At 48.9% G+C, this 26,134-nt stretch carries 25 protein-coding genes; 16 read left to right on the top strand and 9 right to left on the bottom strand.

The features are described from left to right. Positions 1-3: 3 nt before the first annotated feature. The 4 genes from tviB to METLU_RS0122805 all read right to left on the bottom strand — a co-directional run bounded on the left by tviB (position 4) and on the right by METLU_RS0122805 (position 3,218). Positions 4-1,272, bottom strand: coding sequence for a Vi polysaccharide biosynthesis UDP-N-acetylglucosamine C-6 dehydrogenase TviB (tviB, locus tag METLU_RS0122815; protein ID WP_407939121.1), 1,269 nt, complete (start codon positions 1,270-1,272; stop codon positions 4-6). Positions 1,273-1,291: 19 nt separating this feature from the next. Then, entirely contained in the window at positions 1,292-1,456 is a 165-nt protein-coding gene (locus METLU_RS28165) for a hypothetical protein (protein WP_155920685.1), read from the bottom strand. 43 nt (positions 1,457-1,499) lie between these two features. Next, positions 1,500-2,759 (bottom strand): outer membrane beta-barrel protein, encoded by a 1,260-nt coding sequence (locus METLU_RS0122810; RefSeq protein ID WP_081679179.1) that lies wholly within the window; start codon positions 2,757-2,759, stop codon positions 1,500-1,502. Between the two features lie 165 nt (positions 2,760-2,924). Continuing rightward, the gene (locus METLU_RS0122805; protein WP_027160218.1) at positions 2,925-3,218 is read right to left on the bottom strand and encodes a hypothetical protein; all 294 of its coding nucleotides are present in this window, start codon (positions 3,216-3,218) and stop codon (positions 2,925-2,927) included. Between the two features lie 731 nt (positions 3,219-3,949). Here METLU_RS0122805 and METLU_RS28160 point away from each other — a divergent pair. The 13 genes from METLU_RS28160 to METLU_RS0122735 all read left to right on the top strand — a co-directional run bounded on the left by METLU_RS28160 (position 3,950) and on the right by METLU_RS0122735 (position 18,347). Further along, positions 3,950-4,111, top strand: a complete 162-nt coding sequence (locus METLU_RS28160) for a hypothetical protein (protein ID WP_155920683.1) — start codon at positions 3,950-3,952, stop codon at positions 4,109-4,111. 136 nt (positions 4,112-4,247) lie between these two features. Continuing rightward, entirely contained in the window at positions 4,248-4,799 is a 552-nt protein-coding gene (locus METLU_RS0122790; protein ID WP_027160217.1) for a polysaccharide biosynthesis/export family protein, read from the top strand. Between the two features lie 127 nt (positions 4,800-4,926). Then, the gene (locus tag METLU_RS0122785) at positions 4,927-7,137 is read left to right on the top strand and encodes a GumC family protein (protein WP_027160216.1); all 2,211 of its coding nucleotides are present in this window, start codon (positions 4,927-4,929) and stop codon (positions 7,135-7,137) included. 124 nt (positions 7,138-7,261) lie between these two features. After that, the gene (locus METLU_RS0122780) at positions 7,262-7,948 is read left to right on the top strand and encodes a hypothetical protein (RefSeq protein ID WP_027160215.1); all 687 of its coding nucleotides are present in this window, start codon (positions 7,262-7,264) and stop codon (positions 7,946-7,948) included. After that, positions 7,932-8,699, top strand: coding sequence for a metallophosphoesterase family protein (locus tag METLU_RS0122775; protein WP_051300152.1), 768 nt, complete (start codon positions 7,932-7,934; stop codon positions 8,697-8,699). The genes METLU_RS0122780 and METLU_RS0122775 overlap by 17 nt, the downstream gene beginning before the upstream one ends. Positions 8,700-8,795: 96 nt before the next feature. Next, a complete protein-coding gene (locus METLU_RS0122770; RefSeq protein ID WP_027160213.1) occupies positions 8,796-11,084 on the top strand; it encodes a Tex family protein in 2,289 nt (762 codons plus the stop codon). Positions 11,085-11,141: 57 nt separating this feature from the next. Then, positions 11,142-11,741 carry an exosortase system-associated protein, TIGR04073 family gene (locus tag METLU_RS0122765; RefSeq protein ID WP_027160212.1) on the top strand — a complete coding sequence of 200 codons (600 nt, stop codon included), beginning with the start codon at positions 11,142-11,144 and terminating at the stop codon, positions 11,739-11,741. Positions 11,742-11,983: 242 nt separating this feature from the next. Continuing rightward, complete coding sequence (locus METLU_RS28510) at positions 11,984-12,130, top strand: hypothetical protein (protein ID WP_196806591.1); 147 nt, start codon at positions 11,984-11,986, stop codon at positions 12,128-12,130. Continuing rightward, a complete protein-coding gene (locus tag METLU_RS0122755) occupies positions 12,130-12,975 on the top strand; it encodes a 5-bromo-4-chloroindolyl phosphate hydrolysis family protein (protein ID WP_027160211.1) in 846 nt (281 codons plus the stop codon). The genes METLU_RS28510 and METLU_RS0122755 overlap by 1 nt, the downstream gene beginning before the upstream one ends. Before the next feature lie 27 nt (positions 12,976-13,002). Then, on the top strand, positions 13,003-14,157 hold the full coding sequence (locus METLU_RS0122750) for a toxic anion resistance protein (RefSeq protein WP_027160210.1): 1,155 nt from the start codon (positions 13,003-13,005) through the stop codon (positions 14,155-14,157). A 199-nt stretch (positions 14,158-14,356) separates the two neighbouring features. After that, on the top strand, positions 14,357-15,448 hold the full coding sequence (locus tag METLU_RS0122745) for an SPFH domain-containing protein (protein ID WP_027160209.1): 1,092 nt from the start codon (positions 14,357-14,359) through the stop codon (positions 15,446-15,448). An 11-nt stretch (positions 15,449-15,459) separates the two neighbouring features. Continuing rightward, a complete protein-coding gene (locus METLU_RS0122740; protein WP_027160208.1) occupies positions 15,460-16,632 on the top strand; it encodes a hypothetical protein in 1,173 nt (390 codons plus the stop codon). A 365-nt stretch (positions 16,633-16,997) separates the two neighbouring features. After that, entirely contained in the window at positions 16,998-18,347 is a 1,350-nt protein-coding gene (locus tag METLU_RS0122735) for a cytochrome-c peroxidase (RefSeq protein WP_231383682.1), read from the top strand. 174 nt (positions 18,348-18,521) lie between these two features. Here METLU_RS0122735 and METLU_RS0122730 read toward each other — a convergent pair whose 3' ends face one another. The 3 genes from METLU_RS0122730 to METLU_RS0122720 form a co-directional block, all read right to left on the bottom strand. Continuing rightward, a complete protein-coding gene (locus METLU_RS0122730) occupies positions 18,522-18,884 on the bottom strand; it encodes a roadblock/LC7 domain-containing protein (protein WP_027160206.1) in 363 nt (120 codons plus the stop codon). A gap of 9 nt (positions 18,885-18,893) precedes the next feature. Beyond that, positions 18,894-19,457 carry a protoglobin domain-containing protein gene (locus tag METLU_RS0122725; RefSeq protein WP_027160205.1) on the bottom strand — a complete coding sequence of 188 codons (564 nt, stop codon included), beginning with the start codon at positions 19,455-19,457 and terminating at the stop codon, positions 18,894-18,896. Between the two features lie 716 nt (positions 19,458-20,173). Then, complete coding sequence (locus tag METLU_RS0122720) at positions 20,174-20,770, bottom strand: DedA family protein (RefSeq protein WP_027160204.1); 597 nt, start codon at positions 20,768-20,770, stop codon at positions 20,174-20,176. 729 nt (positions 20,771-21,499) lie between these two features. Here METLU_RS0122720 and METLU_RS0122715 point away from each other — a divergent pair. Next, complete coding sequence (locus METLU_RS0122715) at positions 21,500-22,633, top strand: Glu/Leu/Phe/Val family dehydrogenase (protein ID WP_027160203.1); 1,134 nt, start codon at positions 21,500-21,502, stop codon at positions 22,631-22,633. 115 nt (positions 22,634-22,748) lie between these two features. Here METLU_RS0122715 and METLU_RS0122710 read toward each other — a convergent pair whose 3' ends face one another. Next, the gene (locus METLU_RS0122710) at positions 22,749-23,543 is read right to left on the bottom strand and encodes a hypothetical protein (protein ID WP_027160202.1); all 795 of its coding nucleotides are present in this window, start codon (positions 23,541-23,543) and stop codon (positions 22,749-22,751) included. Beyond that, complete coding sequence (gene hslO / locus METLU_RS0122705) at positions 23,521-24,390, bottom strand: Hsp33 family molecular chaperone HslO (protein ID WP_027160201.1); 870 nt, start codon at positions 24,388-24,390, stop codon at positions 23,521-23,523. Before hslO ends, METLU_RS0122710 begins: the two co-directional genes overlap by 23 nt. Positions 24,391-24,485: 95 nt before the next feature. Between hslO and msrA the strand changes: the two genes are divergently transcribed. Further along, positions 24,486-25,133, top strand: a complete 648-nt coding sequence (gene msrA, locus METLU_RS26290; protein WP_036243423.1) for a peptide-methionine (S)-S-oxide reductase MsrA — start codon at positions 24,486-24,488, stop codon at positions 25,131-25,133. A 188-nt stretch (positions 25,134-25,321) separates the two neighbouring features. Further along, positions 25,322-26,065, top strand: a complete 744-nt coding sequence (gene pssA, locus METLU_RS0122695) for a CDP-diacylglycerol--serine O-phosphatidyltransferase (RefSeq protein WP_027160200.1) — start codon at positions 25,322-25,324, stop codon at positions 26,063-26,065. Positions 26,066-26,134: the final 69 nt, after the last annotated feature.

The following is a 26,134-nucleotide window of genomic DNA, read 5'->3' as shown; positions in this document are numbered from 1 at the left end:
GGGTTATAGCCTGTCATCAGTTTGGTTGGCGGGAAAAAGATATTTAAGGTCATAAATCACAGAATTCGGCTTGGCGTACCCTTTAATCTGTTCAATGGGCAGTTGCCTGAATTGCTCATGCGCAACAGCCAGGATGACGGCGTCATATTTTTTTGCTTCCGGTTTTTCAATTAAGGCGATGCCGTATTCATGCATGGCTTCTTCCGGACTGACCCAAGGATCATAGACATGGACATTAACTTCATAGTCCTGCAGTTCTTTGATGATATCGACCACCCGGGTATTGCGTAAATCGGGGCAGTTTTCCTTAAAGGTCAGCCCCATGATCAAGACATCGGCCTGCTGAATATGGATGCGCTTTTTCAATAGGTTTTTTATGAGCTGCGATACCACATATTCGCCCATGCGATCATTGATGCGTCGTCCTGACAGGATAACTTCAGGATTGTAGCCGACAGCCTGAGCTTTATGAGTGAGGTAGTAAGGATCCACGCCGATGCAATGTCCGCCTACCAATCCGGGCCTGAACGGCAGGAAATTCCATTTGGTTCCCGCAGCCAACAAGACTTCTTCAGTATCAATATCCAGACGGTTGAACAGGATGGCCAGCTCATTGATCAAGGCGATATTGACATCACGCTGGGTATTTTCAATGACCTTGGCCGCTTCGGCTACTTTGAGACTGCTGGCTTTATGTGTACCGGCGGTAATAATGCTTTTATAAAGGCTATCCACATAATCCGCAGTTTCTTCAGTAGAGCCTGAAGTCACTTTGAGAATGTTGGTGACGCGGTGCTCCTTATCGCCCGGATTGATACGCTCCGGACTATAGCCCGCATAAAATTGCTCGTTGAATTTGAGACCCGAGTGTTGTTCCAGTAAGGGCACGCACACTTCTTCGGTGGCGCCGGGATAGACGGTTGATTCATAAATAACCACGTCGTCGGGTTTCAGTATTGTTCCGATAGCTTCGCTGGCTTTTATCAGCGGCGTTAAATCCGGCTGTTTGTGTTCATTGATGGGTGTAGGTACGGTAACAATATAAACATTGCAGTTTTTAATATCTTTTAACGAGGCGGTATAGCTTAAAAGTGCTGCCTGACCAAGCTCTTCACTGCTGACTTCCAGCGTCAAATCCTGGCCTGACTGCAATTCCTGTACGCGTTTTTGATTGATATCAAAACCGATGGTTGGATATTTTTTGCCGAATTCTACAGCAAGGGGCAATCCTACATAACCTAATCCAACTATTGCTATTTTTGTTTGTTCCAGTGTTTTCAAAATATATCTCCTAAATATCATGAAGAGGCCAACCTTCAGGCGCAGTCAAACAATACCGAGCCGCTATCACAACCATCCGATCTTTCCATGGAAGGCTGATATTTTCTGTACCCGAAGGGCCATTATCGATTAAAAATATCTTTTTAAGTTTAAAGCCAACAGCTTTTTTAAACATAAACCAACCGTTTTTTCTGTCAGCTTTTCAATTTTAAACTGACTTACAACTGCGCACCCAATGAAAAATAAACATTGTTAATATCGTAGTCAGCATTGTTGAAGTTTGTTGATCTGGTTCTGAAGTTGTATCCACTTTTAAGAAAGAAATTGCGATTAAGCAGATATTTTGCTGATATACCTGCATAATAAATATCTTCTTGGCGGCCTGCCCCGCCTCGGTAATCATTGAAGATGTAGCCGGCACTGGCATTTAGCAATACGTTGCGCAGTAATTCATGATCGATAGTTACAGTTGATGCAGTACTGAAGTAGCCGGATGAAAAACCCTGAGTTGTCTCGTTAATGGCTCTGTCAACTCGGGCGGAAACTGTAGTCAGTCCCGTTGGCATCCATTTCAGGCCAAAACCGCCAGTTATATCACTGATAGTTTTTAACTGAGCATCATCATATTCTTGCCTTGCATACCCGATATAAGCATCACCCACTAATTTCCCGGTAAAATCTAAGGCAATACCGGTAACCACTTCATAACCATCCGACGAACGCTGGAGGCCAAAATCATCAAATTTTTGATCATATTCGATAAAGTTGTAACTGCCTCTGACAAATGCTTCATATCCCGGCATGATCTCGTAGCCAATACGTCCGGTCGACGTATTTTTCTGACGATCACGGTCATCATTATTAATAAAAGTGTTGCTACTGCTTATGCTGTTTTCATAGTCCAGATGTTGGGTATCATTTAGAACATTAAATCGAATGCGATTGATTTTATGCTCATAACCGATCAAACCGCCGGTTGTATCATACTGAACAGGTTTTGAGGCATTAAAAGGGGAATCAGGTGAGCCCCTGTCTTCGTATTGATGAGCATAATAAAATTTTGCTGTAGCGAAGTTTTCTCTCAATACATCCAGACGACCATTCAAATCGAAGGCATAATTTTCTTTATCTTCACTACTATGCGAGGAATAAAGCTGCATATCCGTGCTGACATTGGCTTCTAATGCGTGACGGTTCCAGTTGCTTCTTGCATTAACTCCTGGCTGCAAGTGAAAAATAAAGTCGTCTTGGGTGTTATTTTGCTGTGAATAAATGTTGTCCTTGTATTCATTCTGGTTTTCAAAAAAGGGATGAATCATGAAACTGCCGGCTCTGATACCTGCAGGACTATAATCCCTGATTGTCCGCTCATTGACGCCCACACCTCTTTCCACGTCCGCACCCCATACAGATGCCGAACAAACTGATGCCAACGGCAAAACAACATACTTAAAAATTCTGATTTTCTTTCTAGCCATGCAACATCTAACAATATTAAGGCGCTTACCCACCCATTGTAAAAAAGGCTTTAGTCACGGCAGCGCGACTAAAGCCCTTATCAAAAGATACTCATCACTTTCAAGCCGATTGGCTCTTATGATGTACCTATCTCTTTAATCACCCATTAAATTTCAACTGACAAATCAGCTAGGTGATACTGGGTTTCCACCACCGTTTTTAAGCGCGTTTTCAAGCCCGTTTAAAGCATTTGAACCTTCTAGCCGAGAAATAAGACCGTTTAGTACAGCATCCCGAACACTCAACTTTAATTCCTTAACAGCCTTTGCGGTCTCGTTCGCTGGAATTTTGCCATTGTTTTCCAGAATATCTTCAATAGCTTCATTCACATGCTCTTTCGCATCATTTTTTCCATTATTATCTGCATAACTTAAAGAGGAAAATGCGGCCAAGGCCAAAACTAATAAAATTTTTTTCATAATTAAATATACCTATATTCATTAAAATCGATAAACAGTATGGCCTAGATAACATAAAACGAAATAAAATCGTCAATAATATTTAATATAATTAAGAATATAAAATAATATTAATTTTATTACATAATTCAATATATCCAATACCAATTAAGTTAAAAATAGATTAACTTGTTTTCTGATGTAACCAGTCTCAATAAAATTAGACTTAATTTAAACCTAATTTAACTCAAGACTTAAAACCTGCAAGCAGTATAACTGATGCCATAAAAATAAAGGTGACTCTCATCACAAAGTTTATAAATTATGAGTTTAGATAACAGAAAATATAATAAACTTAATTATAGTTTCAACAATATGTTAAGTTCTTCACAAAAAATTGATATGCATTGCAGTTCCGTTTTTATAATATAAAGGGCAAATAAAAATGGGAATTAACCAATGAAATTGCTCGAAGCTGATCAAGAATGACTCCAGCGCCTCGTTAAAAACCATACGTTTCAAACAGGTCCACAGAGATTGCTGCATTGATCAAACCAGCGCAGATTGGTGGGATTGAGCAACCCATGTCGATAAAACGGGCTTGAGTCTAACCATCGAGTCGTCCCGCAAGAATAAAAACGGAGCAATAATTGAATATCATCGGCGCCAGATTGACGCTAGCTCCGCCATTTATGACAAAACGATGACAGGTCGTGATTTATCTGCGCTGCTTTGGATTTTAACGATAATGATTGAATGAAGTAAAAACACGAAATAGCTGTTTGAGTGATGCTCATTCAGATAACCCAGAAAGCTACAACATAATTGAAGCCATTGATGAAACTGGCGCTGTCTTTTTGAAAAAATACATGCTGACTTTTTACCATGAACTCATTATAGCCATTTATACATGACTGCGAGCCTATGGCTTTTGAGACATCAAACTCTTAATAGTAAATAATAGTTAAAATCTGATTTATCCGTATATACCATCATCTCCAGATATTACGAACTAAAGAATAGAATTAACTTAAATAAAAGGTATTTTAAGTGAAAAGAAATCTTATCTTCTTGCATTTTCCAAACATAATTTTCCTTGTTTTCTTTATTGTATTTAACACACATGCTGAAGATCAAAAAGATCAAAACTATCGTTTGGGCAGCGGCGACAAATTAAAAATCACCGTTTTCAATCATGAAGACTTAACCGGCGAATACACCGTTGATGGTGCCGGCAATGTTTCGGTACCACTCATAGGCACGATCACTGCCAAGAATCTTAGTCTCTCGGAATTTGAAGAGTTATTAAGATCCAAATTGAGTCCCGATTATATTCTGAATCCTAAATTCAGCATTCAGATGCTCAACTACAGGCCTTTTTATATTTTAGGTGAAGTGGAAAAGCCGGATTCCTACCCTTACGTAAGCGGCATGACTTACTTAACGGCTGTCGCTATTGCCGGCGGATTTACTTACCGTGCCAAACAGGGCCATGTTTTTGTGATTCATGCGAACGACTCAGCACAAAAAGAAGTACAAGCGAATATGGATATGCCGGTTATGCCAGGCGACATCATCAGAGTCGATGAACGGATGTTTTAATGTTCCGCGGAAAAGTGTTTTTGCTGCGATTTGGCGGCAAAGTCACTTTCTACAAAGCTATTACCTTTAATTTTATAAGCTCTCAAGGACTTCCCTCATGCAGCCAAGCAAACCCTCATTTGCGACAATGGACAATAATACTGCGTTTCAAGATGAAGAAACCCTATCAATAAGTCATATACTGCATGTGTTCTGGCTACGCCGCCAGATGTTCATTGCGGTTTTCGTGTCTGTTTTTATTGCCGGTGCCATTGTTTTGTTTCAATTAACACCGAAATATACGGCCGAAGCCAAGATTCTGGTGGGCGCGGCAAAAGCTCAAGTTGTTGATGTCAAAGCCGTGTTAAGCGGCGACATGAGCACTGACGATGCTGTAAAAAGTGAAGTGGAAATTTTAACCTCAAGAAGTCTGGCTAAGAAAGTTATCGCTAAACTCAACTTATTAGACCGTGCCGAGTTTAATCCAGCGCTTAAGGAAAAAAGCTTTCTTTCAAACCTGAATCCTGTCAACTGGATTCCTGATGAGTTTAAAGAAGCGCTAGGCACGCATTCCGAGCCATTAACCGAAGAAGAAGCCGAAGAACGACGTTTGGCAAAGGCGACGGATATTTATCTGGAGAAATTAACGGCGACACCGGTCAGGGGTTCTCAGGTTATCCTGATTACTTTTAAGTCTACCGATCCCAAACTGGCCGCAAAAATAGCCAATACCCATGCCGATATTTATATTGTCGATCAGCTTGAAGCCAAATTTGAAGCCACCGAGAAAGCCACTGCCTGGCTTAATGACCAACTGACCGAGTTACGCGTCAAAGTGGCCGACTCTGAAAAAGCGGTGGAAATCTATCGCAGTACCCATAATTTATCCAGAGGCGCCCAGGGTGAAGGACTGCTTCAGGGACAATTATCCGAGATTAACAGCCAATTGATTATTGCTAAGGCGGCGCGCGCCGAAGCCAGTGCCCGATTAAGCCAGGTAGAAAATTTATTGAGGAACGGCGGGGACATTGAAACGGCTCATGAAGTGTTATCCTCCAGTCTGATCCAAAGCTTGCGCCAACAGGAAGCCGAGCTTAAACGAAAAATATCCGAGATGGCCGTTGAATTTGGCCCCAAACACCCGAAAATGATTCGGATTCAGGCTGAAATCGCGGATCTGCAGGCCAACATCCAGTCTGAGATAAAAAAAATAGCCGCAGGCCTTAGGAATGAACTCAATATAGCCAGCAGCCGCGAACAAAGCCTGCAGGGCAGTTTGAACTCAATTGAATTCAAATCCGGCAGCAGCCAAAAGGATGAAGTCGCATTAAGAGCTTTGGAACGCGAAGCCAACGCCAATAAGATATTATTCGAAACCTTTTTAAACCGCTTTAAAGAAACATCCACTACACAAGGCATGGCCGAAGCCGATGCGCGGGTTATTTCGGCTGCCGAGATCCCGCAGCAGGCCTCTTCCCCAAAGAAAACCCTGATACTCATAGTCATCTTTACCATGGCGGGCGTTATCAGCTCAGCAGTCATTTTCATGCTTGAAATGCTTAATCCGGGACTAAGGTCCCCGGAAGAGGTCGAATCGCACTTAGGCATGCCCACCATCGGTTTGATCCCTATGATGAATGAACAGGATGCCATTGAGCATATTCTGACAAAGCCGCATTCAAGCCTTGCTGAAGCCATCAATTCCCTGCGGGTGTCCATCAAATTATCCTCTCCTGATAAAGAGGTTAAGTCGGTGATGATCACATCCTCTGTCCCCTCGGAAGGAAAAAGCACACTGGCCTTATGTCTTGCTCGAGGGGCAGTTCAATCAGGGCAGAGGGTCATCATTATCGATGCCGATTTGAGACGGCCGACAATCGAGCAAAAGCTCGGCTTGCTGACCAGATCCAAGGGACTGACCGATTTGCTTGTATCTGACGGGAAAAATATAGTTGATTTTATATTTAAAGACGAAAAATCGAATCTTTACGTAATGCCCAAAGGGCATGCCGACTATGTTAATTCGACCGAACTTTTCAATTCGAATCGAATGAAAAAATTCATCAGTATCATGAAGGAAAAATTTGACTTGGTTATTTTTGATATGCCTCCGGTTATGGCCGTTGCCGATGCGCGTATTCTGGCCTCGCTCATGGATAAAACCATCTATGTAGTCAATTGGGATAAAACGCCCCGCAAAGTCATTAAAGCCGGCTTGCAGCAAATGTTCAGCGCCAATGCCAATATTGCCGGCATTGCTTTGCAGCAGGTGAACTTAAAGCAATATGGTGGTTTTTCTTCCAGCAATTCCGGGCATTTTTATCATTACGGCAAGTATGGACAGTATTATTCTAATTGATGACCAATAACGGGTATTAAAGGGTCAACAATAAATTTGAGGTAGCTGAACCCGGCGCAGGATGACTTAATCGCGGTCATATAATACCTCCAACAAGTTCATTGATCATTTCCGGCTAATTTCCATGATAAGCTTCAAGCATTTTCTTTCGTTTTGCATTTTATGTCTTGGCCTGGCTTTATGTTTTATCGCATTGCCCAGGGTTAAAGCAGCGCTCAACCATATACCGGTTGAAACCGGGATTGAAAAGATTGCCCGGCATCGGCCAGTGGACGATACCGAAGCATCCCGCCTGATTAAAACCGCTCAGCAAAGTATTGCGCTGTCTGATCATCCTGACTATTGGCAGGATTTAAGCGAGCTTTTTTACTATCAGGCCCAAAAACAAAACTTCTACAGTGATGCCGGTCAGTCCTTATTGAAGCAATCAGCTGACAGCGCCCAACAATCTTTACACCGTTCTCCGGCCAATTCGCGGTTATGGTATAAATTGGCGACTATTGATGTTTTATTACACGAACAACCTGATAAAATTCAAAAGAAATTATTGATGTCCATTATGGCGGGCCCGCATGAAACGGCTGTTTTAATCCCGCGCCTCCGGCTTTGCTTATCGATGCTGCCTTCATTTACACAGCATGATAGGGATGTGTTAAGCGGCCAGGTCGTGGACGCCTGGAATCTATCTCATAAACGATTCATAAAAGCCTTTGACAGTACGCTATACATGGATACCATTAGCGCTTTGTTAACCAATAGTCATCCACTTATTCTTAAAGAGATGGTCGCAGAATTTGAAACAACTCATTAATCGATTCTTTAAAACAAAACCCTACCCGACACCTGCTTTACCCGACAACACTCGCGTTTATTGTATCGGCGACATTCATGGCCGCCATGACCTGCTGGTTAAACTGCTGAGCCAAATCAAACAGGATGCGGCCGGCTTTTCCGGCCGCGTGATCATGATATATCTGGGCGACTTTATCGATAGAGGCATGCAATCCCGGGAAGTCATCGAGGAACTGTTACAGAATGAACAGCCGGGTATCGGATACGTTTATTTGCGAGGCAATCACGAACAGACCATGCTCGATTTCCTGCGCGAAGAATCCGTTGGGCGCTCCTGGTTTACTTATGGCGGCCAGACGACTTTAGCCAGTTATAATGCCTGTGACGCCAAAATACCGTCCAAACGCGAAGACTTTATAACCATACAACAACGGTTGTTAAAAAACCTGCCGCGCGCGCATTTTCAGTTTCTGAACAATACTTTATTTTCCTATTCATTGGGCTCTTATTTCTTCGTTCATGCCGGCATCGACCCCGACCTTCCGCTATCCCGGCAAAGACCTGAGAACATGCTGTGGATACGCAATCAATTTATCAGTGTAAAGAAGTCCTATGAAAAAATTATCGTCCATGGCCATACCATAACTGATGAACCTGAACTGCTGCCTAATCGCATAGGCATCGACACCGGAGCTTATGCATCGGGCATCCTGACATGCCTGGTATTACAGGCAGACCAGCAAAGACTTATCCAGACTCGGCCTGTATAACAGTCAGATCATTCAATCGCCGTTAATCCCTAAATGCTTGCCAGCGCTACATGCTGCTACAATGCCTGTTTTTCAAACCGAACAAAACCCTAAAAAATGGACGTAATCCAACGTATAGCCGAAGAATTATCCGTCAACAGCCGACAAGTCAGCGCCGCCGTATCGTTACTGGATGAAGGCGCGACAGTACCGTTTATCGCCCGTTACCGCAAGGAAGTGACCGGCGGCCTCGATGATACCCAGCTAAGATTGCTGGAAGAGCGTTTGACTTATCTGCGCGAACTGAACGAGCGCCGCAAAAGCATACTGGACAGCATCAGTTCCCAGGGCAAGCTGACGCCGGAACTGGAAAAAGCCATCCACGAGGCCGATACCAAAACCCTGCTCGAAGACTTATACCTGCCCTACAAGCCCAAACGGCGCACGAAAGCGCAGATTGCGCGTGAAGCCGGGCTCGAACCTTTGGCCGACGCCTTGCTCGATGACCGCGGCCTGATTCCGGAACAGATCGCGGCCAGCTATATCGATGCCGACAAAGGCGTGCCGGACATCGCCGCCGCGCTCGAAGGCGCACGTCAGATCATCATGGAGCGCATTTCCGAAGATGCCGAGCTGCTGGCCGAACTGCGCGAGCGCATCTGGCAGAAAGGCATCCTGCATGCCACGGTCGTCAAGGACAAAGAACAGGGAGCAGCCAAATTCCAGGATTACTTCGATTACCAGGAAGCCATCAACAAGATCCCATCCCATCGCGCCTTGGCATTGTTCCGCGGCCGCAATGAAGACCTGCTGAACATTGCGCTCAAACCCGGCGCCGAAGAAAAAGAGGAACACGATCTTTGCGCGCAGCTGGTGGCGCGCCATCTCCGTATCACCGACGCGTCCAGACCGGCCGATGCCTGGCTGGCTGAAACGGCCCGTCTGGCCTGGAAAATCAAGCTGTTCACGCGCATCGACCTGGACTTGAAACTGCGGTTGCGCGAGGCGGCCGAGCTTGAGGCCATACGTGTCTTCGCGAGCAATTTAAGAGACCTGCTGCTGGCCGCGCCGGCCGGCCCCAAGGCCACGATGGGACTGGACCCGGGCATCCGCACCGGCGTCAAAGTCGCGATCGTCGATCCGACCGGCAAACTGCTGGCAACCGAGACGATTTACCCGCACGCGCCGCGCAATCAGTGGGACCAGTCGATAGACACGCTAGCCCGGCTGATCGCGCAGCACAAGGTGGACCTGGTCAGCATCGGCAACGGCACCGGCTCGCGCGAAACCGACCAGCTCGTCGCCGATGTGCTCAAACGGCACAGCGAGCTTAAATTCACCAAGCTGACCGTATCGGAAGCCGGCGCGTCGGTGTATTCGGCCTCGGAGCTGGCCGCCAAAGAATTCCCCGAACTCGACGTATCGTTACGCGGCGCCGTGTCGATCGCCCGGCGCCTGCAGGACCCGCTGGCCGAACTGGTCAAGATCGAGCCCAAATCGATCGGCGTCGGCCAATACCAGCATGACGTCAATCAGGTGCAATTGGCGCGCACCCTCGATGCCGTCGTCGAGGATTGCGTGAACGCGGTCGGCGTCGATGTCAACACCGCGTCGGTGGCCTTGCTGAAACAGGTCTCGGGGCTGTCGGCCAGCGTCAGCGAAAACATCGTCGCGTTCCGCAATGAGCACGGCCCGTTCCGGAACCGCGCGCAACTGAAAAAAGTGCCTCGGCTCGGCGACAAGGCTTATGAACAGGCCGCAGGCTTTCTGCGCGTCATGAACGGCGACAATCCGCTCGATGCCTCGGCGGTGCACCCTGAAGCCTATCCGGTCGTCGAAGCGATCATCGAGAGCACCGGCAAATCGATACGCGACCTGATCGGTCAGAGCCATTTCCTGCGCACGCTGAACCCGGCCAATTACACCGATGAACACTTCGGTCTGCCTACCGTGACCGATATCCTGCAGGAGCTCGAAAAACCGGGCCGCGACCCGCGCCCTGAGTTCAAAAGCGTGCAGTTCAAAGACGGCGTCGAGAAAATCACCGATATCAAACCGGGCATGACGCTGGACGGCGTGGTCACGAACGTCGCCAATTTCGGCGCGTTTGTCGACATCGGCGTGCATCAGGACGGCCTGGTGCATATCTCGCATTTATCGGATACCTTTGTCAAAGATCCGCGCGAGGTCGTGAAAACCGGCGATCTGGTCAAGGTCAAGGTTTTGGAAGTCGATGTCGAGCGCAAGCGGATCTCGCTGACCATGAAAAAAGAGCCGGCTGAAGCCGTCCCCAGGTCCGAACGTCCCCATGTAAAACCGGACAGGAAACCCAGACAGCAAAGCCCTGAGCCCCAAAAAACCAATGGTTCGATGGCTAACGCATTTGCGAAGGCGCTCAAAAAATAATTCGAAAAAGCTCTGCTATACTTGAGTGAACTATTAAACCAATGCGCAGGACTTAACATGACTAAACTTGACCGCTTTTTTGCACCGCTATTATTAACAGGTCTGCTGACGGCCTACACCCCCTTGACCCAGGCCGCCGACATGCAACAGGGTTATGGTGATACGTCTTATACAGCCGCGCCGCTGATTGACAAATCACATCAGCCGACAACTTATGGCGGCAAAGTCGGCAGAAAAGCGTCGTCCGCATTTGCGAACCTGACGACAAGTTGGCTGGAAATTCCCAAGAATATGATCAACACCACCAATCAGAGCAATGTCTTCTACGGCATAGTCGGCGGACTTTTCAAAGGCGTGGTGAATATGGCCGGTCGCCTGGGCGTCGGCGTTGCCGATCTGATCACGATTCCAATTCCTACCAAACCGGTCGCCTATCCGGTTTATATCTGGGAGGATTTTGATGTCGACACCACCTATGGCGAAGTGTTCCGTCTGGATACGACTGAAGCACCTCCTGCCAAGCCCGTAGCGGTTGCAGAGCCTGCGGCGCCAGTCGTGCAACAACCCAGCGCACCTGTAGTCGACCACTCTGATGAATACACCAGAGACACCAACAGAACGTTGGACAACTACTTCAAAAAAGAAATGATGAAGTAAACCCTATTTTCTTTTAACCCTATCAAACAAAAAAGCCCGACGGAACATCCCGCCGGGCTTTTTTGTTTGATGCGGATATACACCCCCTCAACGTTGAAAATCTGAAAATCGACACCACTATATATAGTTGGAAACTCGGGATGCTTAACCATGTCACAGAAACAGTCCGTACGTTGTTTTACAGATGTCATGACTGTAGTGGATAATGAAAATTAAATTAACGCTGATGGGAGTTGAGGTCGATGCCCGTTATATTACGCAGAGTGCTCGGTTTTATCATATTGGTTGCCACAATAGGTCTGGCGACCTGCCAATCGCTGGTGAAGGCCGAGCCATTAAATTCCAGCTATGCTGCTGAAGCCCTTCCAGCCAGCCAGCGGGCACAGTAATGAATCAATTAAGGAAACCCAAACGGTTTGTCGCCGATACCTTGCAACGCTATTCCCCACGCGGATTACTGCTTTATTTCCTGCCGTTGGCACTGATTCCGGCGACGTTTATCGCACTGGGAAAAGGCCATTTGTTGGGCGTTCTTGTCAACGCCATCGGTTTCGGGCTTTATATGCTGGCGGCCTGGTGCGTGCGCAAGGGGCTTCAGGCCGAGCATATTTATAATAAAAGCCGCATCGCCCGCCCGCCCCAGCCGCTGAAAATGACAGCGGCCATTATAGCAGCGTTGACTACCGGCATGGTTGCCTGGCTGGGTGCCGGACGCCCACTGCCGGTAGCGCTCCTGTTCGCGGTCGGCGCATTTCTGGGCATGTATTTGAGTTACGGCTTCGATCCACGCAAAGAGAAAAACATAGTCGCCGCGCATGGCTATTCCAGGGATGAAATCCTGCAGACTCTCGAGGATTCGTCGCGCATCATCCGCGGTATAGAACAGGCCAACGACCGGATTCGCAACGCCGAGTTAAACCAGCGCATCGAACGCATTTGCGAGATTGCCGACAGCATTCTGGCCGAAATCGAGGCCGACCCGCGCGATATCCGCCGCGCACGCAAATTCCTCAATGTCTATCTGGACGGCGCCAGACAGGTGACAGAAGGCTACGCCAAGACCCATCCGCAAACCCAATCCGGGGAGCTGGAACAAAATTTCCGCAATGTGCTGGAAACCATCGAATCGGTATTCCAGGAACAGCATCAAAAGTTATTGGAAGAGGATGTTTTTGATCTGGATGTGAAAATCGAGGTTTTAGCCACACAGCTCAAACGAGAAGGCATCCTTTGATGCCCTCACACCATAGAGGATTCAATCATGAGTGAACAACAGGCATCCACGACGACTCAAGCGGCAACCGACACGACCGATAGCTCCGCGTCAAGGGAGATTGTCCCCGGAGTCACAGCCGACATGGTCCCGATTGCCAAAGCGCCGGTGGAAAGGCAACAGCAGATTCAGAAATTACTGAGCGAGATCGATGTCAACAATACCCAATCGATCATTTTCTTCGGCAACAAGGCGCAGGAACAATTGACCACGATTTCCGACCGCATGCTGGACGGCGTCAAAAACAAGGAAATCGGACCGGCTGGCGATGATTTGAACGAAATGGTGGCGACGATACGCGGTTTCGAAGTCGATGATCTGGACCCGAACAAGAAACAGGGCTTTTTCGACCGCTTGCTGGGCAAGGCCAAGCCGGTCGTCAAATTCCTGCAGCAATACGAAGAAGTGCGCAAACAGATCGATACCATCACCGATAAGCTGGAGCGGCACAAAACCAATCTGCTGACCGACATCATCTCGCTGGACAAACTCTATCAGGCCAATCTCGACTATTTCCATACGCTCGAGGATTATATCGCCGCCGGCGAAGAGAAACTGCGCCAGCTGGATGAAGTCATTATTCCGGAACAGGCCAAAAAAGCCGAAACCAGCGCCGAAATCATTGACGCGCAAAACCTGCGCGACCTGCGCGCGGTCCGCGATGACCTAGAACGGCGCGTGCATGACCTGCGCCTGACCCGGCAGGTGTCGATGCAAAGCCTGCCCGGCATCCGCCTCGTGCAGGAAAACGATAAAGGACTGGTCAACAAGATCAATTCGACCATCGTCAACACGGTGCCGCTATGGCGTCAGCAACTGGCGACGGCCGTGACCATTTACCGCTCGTCGCAAGCAGCGGAAACGGTCAAAGCCGCGACCGATCTGACCAATGAGCTGCTGGCCGCGAACGCCGAAAATCTGAAACAGGCCAATGCCGAAACCCGCAAACAGCTGGAACGCGGCGTATTCGACATTGAAACGGTCAAAAAAGCCAATGAGACTTTGATCGCGACGATAGAGGAAAGCCTGCAGATCGCCGACCAGGGCAAGAAGATGCGCAGCGAAGCGGTCGCGCAACTGGAGCAATGCGAAACCGAACTGCGCAAAACGCTGGCCTCGGCGCATGCCAAGGCAGCCAGTTAAACCATTAATTATTTTTTACCATGAAGATCACGAAGATTTATGTTGTTTCCTGTAGGCTGGGTTGATAAACCCAGCATTTCGAAGCCGCCTATGCCGGGTTTATCAACCCAGCCTACATCTCTTTGTGATCTTCGTGGTTTTATATGAATTTGAGTAAAGTCAGTTTTTAACCACGTTAATCAAGAACAGGAGCAAAACAGTGGGCATTCTGGATAAGCTATTCGGCGAGTTTGTCGATGTCATCGAATGGACCGATGATTCCAGCGACACGATGGTCTACCGGTTCGAACGCTACGGCAATGAAATCAAGTACGGCGCCATGCTGACGGTGCGCGAATCGCAGACGGCGGTGCTGGTCAGCGAAGGCCGCGTAGCCGATTTTTACGAGCCGGGCCTCTATCAGCTCGAGACGCGCAACATGCCAATCCTGACCACGCTGGAAAGCTGGCCGCATGGTTTCTCCAGCCCATTCAAGGCGGAAGTGTATTTCTTCAATATGCGCCGCTTTACCGACCTGAAGTGGGGCACCAAGAATCCGGTCATGTTGCGCGACAAAGAATTCGGGCCGCTGCGGCTTCGGGCTTTTGGCACGTATTCTATCCGCATCAAGGAACCGCTCACGTTCATCAAGGAAATCGTCGGCACCGGCGGCCATTTCCAGACCGGCGACATCAGCGATCAATTGCGCAACCTGATCGTCTCGCGTTTTGCCAGCATTATCGGCGAATCAGGCATCCCGATTCTGGATCTGGCTGCCAATTATGACGAGCTGAGCAACTACATCACCCAAATGATCAGTCCGGAATTTGCCGCCTATGGACTGGATGTCCTGCAACTATTGGTCGAAAACATCTCGTTGCCGCCGGAAGTAGAAGCGGCCATGGACAAGCGCACCAGCATGGGCATTATCGGCGACCTGAGCCGTTACACGCATTACCAGGCCGCCGAAGCGATGGAAGCCGCCGCCAAAAACCCGTCCGGCGCAGCCAACGAAGGCATCGGCATGGGCATGGGGTTTGCTGTGGCCAGTCAAATGAACCGGGCCTTTTCGCAGCAGTCCCCAACCACACCGCCTCCCCTGCCGGGCTCGGTAGTTTATTACGCTGCCATAAACGGACACCAACAGGGACCTTTCGAGCGTCCCGTGCTTGAACAAAAAATCAACAGCGGCGAAATCAACCGTTCGACGCTGGTCTGGCATGCCGGCCTCGCAGAATGGACGCCGGCCGAACAGGTGCCCGAACTGGCCGGGGCCTTCGCACAGGTGCCGCCGCCGCTGCCCAACTCATAATCAGATTATCCGTGCTCAAGACCAAAACCTCATCCCGGCAAGCGCCGGGTCGCTTCCCATGCGCGCAATGCGGAGCCGTGCTCAAGTACGCGCCCGGCACGACACTTCTGGTCTGCGATTACTGCGGTTTTGAAAACCGCATCGAATACCACGCCGGCGTCATTGAGGAATACGACCTGCAAAAAGCTCTGCGGCAATTGTCGGAGCCTCGCACTGAAGCGCCCAAGGCACAGATTCATTGCAACGAATGCGGCGCCGGATTCCAGTTTGAAGCCAATATTCATGCCGGTGAATGCCCTTTTTGCGGCTCGCCGATTGTCACGACCACCACGCAAAGCAAGCCCATACAGCCGAAGTCGCTGCTGCCCTTCCGCATTAAAGAATCCGAAGCGCGACAGCGGTTCCAGCGCTGGATCGACGGTTTATGGTTCGCGCCCAATGCCGTCAAAAAATATGCGCGCAGCGAGTCAAAACTGACCGGCGTTTACCTGCCTTACTGGACATTTGACAGCGATACGGAGACGGACTATACCGGCGAACGCGGCGATATTTATTATGTCGATGAGCCCGTCCAGATCACGCGCAATAACCAGGTCGTCACGGAAATCAGGCGCGTGCCGAAAATTCACTGGACGCCGGTCAGCGGCCATGTGAGCCGTTTTTTCGACGACGTGCTGGTCGGGGCCAGCAATTCATTGCCGCGCAAAATTCTGGATGCCTTACAGCCCTGGGATATGGAGCAATTGATCCCCTACGATGAAAACTATCTGAGCGGTTTCCGCAGCGAATTTTATCAGGTCGATCTGGACGAAGGCTTTGACCACGCCAAACAGGTCATGGACAGCGTGATCTATCGCGACATCGCCTATGACATCGGCGGCGACCATCAACGGATTCATCAGATCAGGACGCGGCATAGTGCCACCACCTACAAGCACTGCCTGCTGCCGGTCTGGTCTGCTGCCTTCCGCTACCGGAACAAGTCCTATCGCTTCGTCATCAATGGCCGCACCGGTGAAGTCCAGGGCGAACGCCCCTACAGTTGGTGGAAGATCGGCTTTGCGGTACTGGCAGCACTATTGCTGGCGGCTGGAGCTTATTATTATCTGGAGAGCACGGGCGCTTTACAGCACAGGCAGAGCAGCACTTACAGTGTGCCTTATTACAACAGCGACCATTATTAAATACACGTGCAACTGCTTATATTTTTGGCGGTATAAGGTTATTAATCAATAAATTTGACCCAGTTTAAAAGCGACTATCCATCCATTTTTAAAACCAGACTATAGACCAGAAAACCCAACAAAAAAACAGGTGAAATGCCTTATTTCGGGTAAGGCATTTCACCTGTTTTTTTAATATTTTCCCGCATATTTCAATATTGCATTTGTTTTATATGGCTTTATTTATCATGGTATAAAGTTTGCTTAATCTAGTAATGCGAATTATGCATTACTAAACTAATTAAATTCATCAGTCTATTCGGTCATGTAATGTATCCCTCGCACATTCATGGCAGCTCCCTAATAACAATAACGGATAGATTACGATGATACATTTTGCTTTACCTTCCCGATTAAAACTGAAGACCATGGTTTCCGCCGTTTCGCTCGCGCTATCGGCCTTGACACCGTCTTTAACTTTTGCCGTCCCCGCCAATGATGCCGACTTTCCGGCCAGGAATACGGCCAAAGAGCAATTAGGCAAATTTCTGTTTTACGACAAGATTTTGTCAGGCAACAAAAATACCTCGTGCGCCACGTGCCATCATCCCCTGGCCGCTACCGGCGACGGCCTGTCGCTAGGGGTCGGCGAAGGCGGCAAAGGGCTGGGCGTCATGCGTGACACAGGCACCGGCAGCGATGCTATACACGAACGCGTGCCCCGCAACGCGCCCTTCGTGTTTAATCTGGGGGCGAGTGAATTTGTCCGCGTATTCCATGACGGGCGTATCGAAAAAGACAGCTCAGCTCCGAGCGGTTTCAGGACGCCGGCAGGTGATGCATTTTTGCTGGGCGTAGATAATGCGCTTGCAGCACAGGCCGCATTTCCTCCTACCTCCACTACGGAAATGGCCGGGCAAGCCGGTGAAAATGAAGTGGCAGATGCGGCCGCCGCCGGCAATTTGCCTCAAGTGTGGCATCTTTTGACTCAGCGGGTCATGGCCATTGAGGAGTATCGCACTCTTTTTGCCCAGGCTTATCCTGGCCTGAAAGGCCCTGAGCAGGTTACCTATTCTCATATTGCCAATGCCATCGGCGCTTTCGAAGCCTCCGCGTACAGAGCCGATAACAGCCCTTACGACTACTATATGATGGCGCAAACGACTGCAATGAGCAAAAACGCCGTGGAAGGCATGAAAATTTTTAATAAGGCGGGATGCGCCAGCTGTCATTCAGGAAAATTCCAAACGGATCATGCCTTTCATGCACTGGGCATGCCGCAAATTGGTCCCGGAAAAGGCGATGGCTTTGAAGGTCATGATGACTACGGTAGGGAACAGGTTACAGGCGATCCCAATGACCGGTATAAATTCAGAACGCCAAGTCTTCGCAACGTAGCGCTGACCGGCCCCTGGGGGCATGACGGGGCTTACAATACTCTGGAAGCCGTGGTCAGACACCATCTGGATCCGGAGCAAAGTCTTGAGACCTATGACGTCACCCAGGCCGTTCTGCCGTCCCGCGCGGATCTGGATGAACAGGACTTTATTGTCCATAACGACGCCACAAGCCGCTTCAATCTGGCGAACAGCATAGAAATCAATCCGGTTGCGCTTACAGATACACAAGTCAAGCTGTTGCTGGATTATTTACATGCCCTGACCGATCCAAACAGCCTGGACCTCAGGTCTACGGCACCTGCCAGAGTGCCTAGCGGTTTGCCACTGGCAGACTGAACGCTCCATTCAGTCAACATCGTCGCCCTTCAGGTTTAACGGTCAAGCAAAAAGCCGTAGATCGGGCTTTCGCCAGCCCGATCTACGGCTTTCAATTCATCACAGCCGAATCTCTACAGCCCGGAATCTATAATTTATAAGCAGAGGTATCGTTTTTTGGTCACTGGCAGACAATCAGAGCAATTCAGCGATACTGTTGGCGGCTCTTTTGACATCCAGGAAAATCAAACCCAGCTTGGCATTGGGCTTGGCCAGTACGGTCAATACCGCTTCCTTGCCGGCATAAGCCATCAGCACGTAACCGGAAGCGCCTTTAATCAGCACCTGCTCCAGTTCTCCGCGGACCAGTTCCTGCGCGGTACGATCACCCAGCGACAACATCGCGGCGCTCATGGCGCCAACCCGGTCTTCATCCATTGAAGCCGGCAGTACCGAGGCCATCATTAAACCATCGGTCGAAATAACGCCTGTCGCTTCAATATCCGCGGAAGCGCCATTCAATTCTGACAGCACCGAAACTAACATGTCTGAACGCATCGGAATCTCCTATTTGTCTTTGTAGGCCGTAGCCAGATTGGTAAATAATGCACGGCTCATGCCGGAAATCTTGAGAAATTTTTCCAGCTCCTCGGCCAGGCTGGCAGCTTGATAGGATTGCTGCATCACCAGGAGCGACATACCGGTTACGGCATTGATCGCAGCCAGTACTTGAGCGCAATATCCTTTATCATGACCATAGGTCTCAACAATCAGGCCGATCAGGCGATGATTGATCAAGGTCATCGCCCCCGCCATGAACTCAACCGGTAAATTGACTCTAACATGCACATCGCCCACTTTGTACATGTGTTCGGTATAGTTTGCATCGAAAGGTCCGCTAAATAATCCTTCCATCCAGCGGGTATGGGTTCTCTTCAATGTTTCAACCCGCCCTTCGAGAAAAGTGGATGCTTCCGGAATGGTAAGCAGATGTTGATAAAAATCTTCAGTGATTCCGGCCAGCTTGGGTTTAATCTGTCGGCCTACCTCGACTAACAAGTCTTCTCGCTCGGGCGTTAAATCGCTGAACGATTTGGCGTAGTGCGTTAATTTGCCAAAGTCATATGCCATATGGAGCTCCTAATATGTACTTATAATTATTATATTTTTTTAGCTATTCAACATGATGTCGAATAGCTATTGAATAAGGGTATTCGTTAACCCTTGTTGAAGTATATACCAAGTGTTTTAGTAGGAATTAACAGCGTTCTTTTATTTGTATTTTTTGTGAACCAGTTCACAAAAAATACAAATTTCCTTTTTGGGGATCAATTCGAGATTTGTTTAACAGTTGCTGTTAAATAATGCGGTTACCGTGTGATGTAAGAATTAAATAACACCGGATATCGAAGGAGCGCTGCTTGTCCGGCAACTGGAGGGTAGCGAGCGATCAGGTTTTATGTTTACAACAACACCGGTTCAGTTTTGAACGATGATATGACGCGTATTTTTGTAGAACAAACGTTCATCGGCAACACGCTGGGAAAGATTTGAACTGTGCTCTAAATCAAATGCGCTGCCGATACGAACAGGTCGGCAGACAGGCCGTCCTGATTGGTTTTAGGCGGCCTGAACCTGCCGCTTTCCCTAAAACCTGACTGCAGTAAATGAACCTTATTACCAGGGCTACCGTTTACAGAGTGCCATAGCCCGTTCTGTCCTGCTGAGCCAGAACGGGTAAAGATGGGGGATTAATAAAGCAATATAATTGAGCGAAAAAGCATGACCGAAATTCGCCAGCTAATTTCGCAACGGCGCCTTCGGCACCGCCACCTCGTTTCGTCTTGTTATAAATTCGAGGAGCGGTTCTGGCGTTTTTGCAAAAAGTGCTGCTCCAGCTTGTGAAAATAAGTATAAATCGCGTAAAGGAAAACTCCCGCCACAGGCAGCGCAAAATACCAATGCTGTTTGGCTATAGCCAATATATTTAATATTTCCGCGCCAAAAAAATAGGCAGGGGTTATTGTAATTGCCGCCCATACCCACGCACTAATCAGATTGATCAATGCGAACTGTTTTGAGGAGTACTTCGTGATGCCGATCGACATGGGAATAACAGTACGCAACCCATACATATAGCGCTGCATGAAGATAATAGGCCAGCCGTATTTTTTCAGCAGCAAATGCGCAATCGCAAATTTACGGCGCTGACTATGCAATTTGCGCTGAATAAAGCCCTTATTAAAGCGGCCGATATAAAAATAAATTTGATCACCAGCGAAGCCGCCCAGGCCCGCCACAAAGACCGACATAAAATACTGCATATCGCCGGTATGAGACATGATCCCGGCCATGATCAGGCCGATTTCACCTTCTAATATGGACCACAAGAACAGGATAATGTAACCATATTCCTTAAGCCAACCGATAAATAACTCTTCCATCAAATCTTTAATTTCAGTGAGATACTACTCTAATTGCAACTACGATTATCCATTCATAGTCTGACTTGTTATGTAACCTTCCATATCGCTATAGGCCCGAATGGAGGGTAGCGGAAGACTATAGGGTAATAGAGCGTTCAAATCAACAAACTAAGCATAAACTTTGGCTGAATGGACGCAATTGTGACTCTGAGGTCAAGGTATTGAAATGCATCTTTCCGCCCCATGCAGAGACGACCTTAGTTGCTCATGGGCGAGAATTTGCCCCACAAACTATAAAAATCAGCGAAAAAACCGGGCTATTGGCCTTCTTTTAAAAAATTAAAAACCGGCCAGCCCTGTACGGTTTTTTCCAGTGCAATGATTTTATCTCGGGAAAGATTTTATGCCGGGATTGCCTGCCACGGCTTTGCGACGGGCAGCCCTTGCCAATCCATCTACAGCACCACATACATCCGCTGTAACTGGGTGTATCAGAGCGCAGAGCCTATGGACTCATCATTACGATGCCATTCTGCGCCGTTAGCCGTGCAGGTCATCACTTAAGCAAGCTGAAGCTTGGACCAACGTAAACAGCGCTTCCAACGTTATAACCTGAAAATAGGATCCAATCATCAGCCAGAAATAAGCATAATTCTAAAAACTTCAGTTAAGTAATCCAGGTCTTACGTTTCAAGAACGCAACTTTTTATTAATTCCGAGATAACTCAAATCAATAAGAGAAATACTATGCAAGATCTTTTCCATTTTGCTGATGAAATAGGCCCTGCAAAAATCATCCATATCTATGAACCTTCCGCCGGCCTAAAAGGAATATTAGTCGTGGATAACGTCGCTGTGGGCCCAGCCATTGGAGGGGTGCGCATAGCCAGGGATGTTAGCCTTGATGAGTGTTTTCGTCTTGCGCGGGCCATGACCTTTAAAAACGCCGCAGCCGGCTTGCCTCATGGCGGGGGCAAAATGGTTATTTACGGTGACCCCAAAATGCCCAAACACCAGAAACAGCAAATCATACGCGCAGCCGCTGCATTATTGCGTAATGAAGAATCCTATATTTTTGGACCGGATATGGGTACAAACGAAGAATGTATGGCTTGGGTCAGGGATGAAAACGGCCGATGTATTGGCTTGCCAAGCGAACTCGGCGGCATTCCTCTGGATGAAATCGGTGCGACAGGCTGGGGCATACGCCAAGCGACAGAAATTGCGTTGCATTATCAGCATTCAAATTTAAAAAATGCGACGGTCGTGATTCAGGGCTTTGGTTCCGTCGGCAAGCATGCCGCCCGGTTTTTATCCGAACAGGGTGCAAGATTAATTGCCGCCAATGACAGTCGCGGCACTATCTACAATCCGGAAGGCCTGGATATACCCACATTATTCGCGCTTAAAGAAGAAGGTAAAAGTGTTGCGGATTACCCTGACGGCAAGCGTCTGGATCAGGACAGGATTCTCGACATAGAATGCGACATCTGGATTCCTGCCGCCCGTCCCGACGTGATTCATGAAGACAATGCGCATCGGCTCAAAACCCGTTTGATTGTAGAAGGCGCCAATATTCCTGTAACCCATGGCGCTGAAAGGCAATTGTTTGAACGAGGCATTATCTGCATTCCTGACTTCATCGCCAATGCGGGCGGCGTCATCTGTGGAGCGATGGAATACCGCGGTGCGACTGTAACGGCCGCATTACAGACCATAGAGGAAAAAATCAGGCAAAATACCGAAAAAGTCCTGAGAATTTCACTGGCGCAAAATATTCTTCCCAGGGAAGCCGCGATGCAAATGGCAACCGAGCGTGTTAAAAAAGCGATGTCTTTAAGGCGCTGGTCGCTCTTTTCATCAGCATCGCATTTCTACTAGAGCTTGAACCGGCCAACCAAGGCATAAAACCGCCCATGCGTAACACCGGAAAATTTCAGCCTGCCGCCAAGGTTTTTTAAAAATTGGCAGGCATTGATGCAAGCGTTCTGCCGGATTATGAAGCCTTTGCCGATTCACTCCCATTATCAAGAAACTTCCGGTAATTGATTGAAACCTTAAGGCCCGCGAAGCGACCAGCCATTTTAACCAGCTCCTGCGTCGACTTGTCGAAAGTCAGTTTTACCTCGCTTAAGGCGCGGTCTTCATAGCCTTCTTCTATACCGTGGGTTTCCAGCAGAAAATGATAAATATACACTTCATTTTCTTTTTCTATCTGCACTTCCAGCGGCGCGCCCAGGTGCGCGATGACTGTCGGTTTTTTGGGCAGGTCGGCGGAAATTTTATCTATCAGATCGGTATTGGCCCGCAGCTGCTGTTTTTCCTTATCGATTTCAGCGCCGCCGATCGAACGCAACGACACCTCCAGAAACTTCGGCGGCGCGATTTGCAGGAACAATGGCGAGAAAGACCAGGAGGAGATGCGATCTTCTCTGTTAAAGGTCAATTCGGAATAAAACTTGACCTCAGGCTTGACCAGCCGATTATGGCCGTCGACCTTGCGAAACCAGTAACGGAAGCGCCGCCCCTCCGAGGTAGCATCATTTTCACTGGGATACAGCTTGGCCAATGAGACAAAATCCTGGCTGTACATGATCGGCTTTTTGAATTCCAGCGTGAAATCATCGGCCGCCACTACCGTAAAGTAGCGGTCGAATTCGCCCATTTGCAAATAGGTCTGATAGGCTCGCACCCAATAAATGCAGCCGGTCAGTGAAACGGCCAGCACCAGCAGGCCGATCATGCGAAGGCCGCGCTTGATAGTGCTGTCAATGCCGCGTTTCGGATTCATTCGTAACGATCTCACGGGACAGGATGCCTTCCACGTCAACCTTATCAAAATGATATTGCTCGCTGCAAAATTCGCAACCGACTTCGATGACATCCCGCTCTTTCAGAATGTTTTCCAGCTCCGCCCGTCCCAGCGCCAGCAAGGTTCGCTCCAGCCTTGCGCGGGAACAGGCGCATTTGAATTCGACCGGTTCGGGATCGAACATTCTGACTTTTTCCTCATGAAACAGGCGATGCAGCATCTGTTCGCAATCCAGCGTCATTAACTCCTGCTCAGTCACGGTGTTTGCCAGCATCTCGATGTGGTCCCAGTCGGCCCGATAATTTTGCTGCGCCGGCAATTCCTGCAACATTAAACCGACCGCCTGTGTGTCACTGGCAAACAGCCACAAGCGCGTACGCAGTTGCTCCGATTGCGTAAAATAGGTTTCCAGGGCATTTGCGAGCCCTGTGCCCTGCAATGGCACAATGCCTTGATAAGGATCGGAATTTTCAGGCTCTATGGTCAATACCAGACGCCCGTGTCCGAACATCTGCTCCAGCGAACCGCCCGTTACCATGTCGGCGCTTCTTGCCAGCCCCCTTATTTTGCGATCATGCGTGCACTGCGCAACCAGCGTTCTCAGATCGCCGTCGCCCTGTGCCTGCAATATCATCGAACCTTTGAATTTGATAGTCGCGGACAGCATCGTGACAGCGGCCAAGGCTTGCCCCAACTGTTGCATTACGTTAAAAGGGCCTCGCTGATGCTTCTTCGCCGCCTGCCAGCTGGCTCCCAGCTTGACCCATTCACCACGAACGCCCAGCTCTTCAAATAAAAAACGGCGTAAAACGTCTTGCTCTATCATGATTCTCCCATTAATTGTATGCGCTTTATTCTCATTTCAGATCAGAGTAACCTGTGTTCAAACAGTTCCTAATCCACCTACGAAGGGCTATAGCTATGATTATCTCATCAAAAAAGCTCGTACTGCCAGACCCGACGGACGCACTGCCCGGCCGCGATACGCCCATGCCCGTCACCAACCGGCATTTCATTACCGGCAATCCGATTTTGCCGCCATTCCCGCCTGGCATGGAACAGGCCTTGTTCGGCCTGGGCTGCTTTTGGGGCGCCGAACGAAAATTCTGGGAATATCCGCACATATACAGCACGGCCGTCGGCTACAGTGGCGGCTACACGCCCAACCCGACTTACGAGGAAGTCTGCTCGGGGCTGACCGGGCATGCCGAAGTGGTGAAAGTTATTTACGATCCGGCCTTGACGTCCTACGGCGAACTGCTGCGGCTGTTCTGGGAAGCCCACGATCCGACCCTGGGCATGCGGCAAGGCCCTGATGTCGGCACGCAATACCGCTCAGGCATTTACACCTATACGCAGGAGCAGTTCGAAGAAGCGCTCACATCGAGAGTCCATTATCAGCAGCGGCTCTCCGAGGCGGGGCTCAGGGAAATAACGACAGAGATCCTGCCGGCCGGCGAATTCTATTACGCCGAGGATTATCATCAGCAATACCTGGCCAAAAGGCCCATGGGTTATTCCTGCGTGATACCTATTGAACTCAGCGGTCGGCCAAAATATGGAGATTAAAATAACGCCTGATGTTCAATAAGAAAACAGACTCAAAATTGTCACGCTACTGATCGATAATGTCGGGCTTGAATGTACTGAATTATTGCCCAGCATCGGTTATTAATTTATGCCCCGCCGGTAGGCTCATTGTATAATTCGGCGCACTGTTTTTTATTTACATACAAAGCAAGGACTGATTGAACTTTATGACCCCTGAAAAGCGCCCTACTCGCCGCCGCCGTGGCATTTACCTGTTGCCTAATCTGTTCACCACGGGAGCCATGTTTGCCGGTTTCTATGCCATTACCTCGGCGATGGGCGGCCGGTACGAAACCGCAGCCGTGTCGATTTTTGTCGCGATGGTGCTGGACGGGCTCGACGGCCGCGTGGCGCGCCTGACCAATACGCAGAGCGAATTCGGCGTGCAGTACGACAGTCTGTCAGACATGGTTTCGTTCGGTGTGGCACCCGCCCTGGTCATGTATCTGTGGGCTTTTTCCAGCCTCGGCAAACTGGGCCTGTTCGCGGCCTTCGTCCATATGGCCGGCGGCGCTTTGAGGCTGGCGCGTTTCAACACCCAGGTCGAGTCTGCCGACAAACGCTATTTTCAAGGGTTGCCCAGCCCCGCCGCGGCCGCTATTCCGGCCGGCTTTATCTGGATTTGTCTGGAATATGGCTACGACGTTGAAGTACTTAAATATGTCGCGATTGTGTTGACGATCAGTACGGGGCTGCTGATGGTCAGCAACTTCCGCTATTCCAGTTTCAAGGAAATCGATTTGAAAGGCAAAGTGCCTTTTGTCATGGCTATTGCCGTCATGCTGGGCATTGCTTTCGTTATGGCACAGCCGCAAATTATGCTATTTGCCTTGTTTTTGGCGTATGCGATTTCAGGGCCGGTCATTACACTGGTCATGCGCAAACGCCGGTTACAGGGGCGCAAGCCTTGAAAAATCCGCTTGAGAGCCCACTGTCATTCGCGTATAGTCATTATCATGTCCATCCAGTCCGTTATGCCT

The organism is Methylobacter luteus IMV-B-3098, from assembly GCF_000427625.1.
Taxonomy (GTDB): Bacteria; Pseudomonadota; Gammaproteobacteria; order Methylococcales; family Methylomonadaceae; genus Methylobacter; species Methylobacter luteus.
Note: the sequence above shows the minus strand (reverse complement) of the source record. Positions and strands in the feature narration are given on the sequence as shown.